Below are 687 nucleotides of genomic sequence, written 5' to 3'. Positions count from 1 at the left end.
GCCGTGATCCCGCATCCGCACGTGCTGCCGCTGGAGCGGGGCGGCGCGGGTCCTGAGGGCGGAGGACCGGGCCGGGACGGCGACGGCGGACACACCACCGCGGAGCTGCCGGAGGAGGTCCGGGCCGGTCTCGGCCTGGACGCGGAGTCCGCGGGCGACGCCGAGGAGCTGATGGTGCTGGTGCATGCCAAGGACCTGCGGGCCTCCGTGGACCCGGTGCCGCTGCTGCCGGGCGTCGCCGAGGCGGTCCGTCGCCTGCGCGAGGCCGGGCATCCGGCGACGGCCGTCCTGGAGATGCAGGACACCACCCAGGACCCGGCGCGGGCCGGCCCGGCTGCGCGAGCTGGCCGCCGCGCACGGCCTCCGCGTCTGGGAGCACCCCCGCCTGGACGACCGCGCCCTGCACGCCCTGCTGCGCCGCACCGCCGTGTCCGTGCTCCCCTACGCCCGGGGCACCCACTCGGGCTGGGTGGAGATGTGCCGGGACCTCGGCACCCCCGTGGTGGTCACGGACGTCGGCATGATCGCCTCCCAGGTGGCGGACACACCCTTGCCCGGTGAGGAACCGGCTGAGGCGGGCGATCCCGGGGCGGGGGTGGCCGTCGTCGGGAAGGAGCCGGAGGCCGTGGCGGAGGCGGTCCTGCGGATGGCGCGGGCACACCCGGAGCCGGCGCCCGTGCAGTGGCG

General features: G+C 77.7%; 1 protein-coding gene and 1 pseudogene. One reads left to right on the top strand and one right to left on the bottom strand.

Annotation, left to right across the window (positions count from 1 at the left end):
• The coding region (locus AC2W7A_RS13140; protein ID WP_485991708.1) for a hypothetical protein at window positions 1-186 on the bottom strand (186 nt) is incomplete at its 3' end.
• Between the two features lie 241 nt (window positions 187-427).
• Here AC2W7A_RS13140 and AC2W7A_RS13135 point away from each other — a divergent pair.
• Window positions 428-687, top strand: a pseudogene (locus AC2W7A_RS13135) (hypothetical protein); the annotation flags it as partial.

This window comes from Micrococcus sp. LASM2_SD2 (assembly GCF_057364565.1).
The sequence above is the reverse complement of the archived record's forward strand: the minus strand, read 5'-3'. Positions and strand labels throughout refer to the sequence as shown.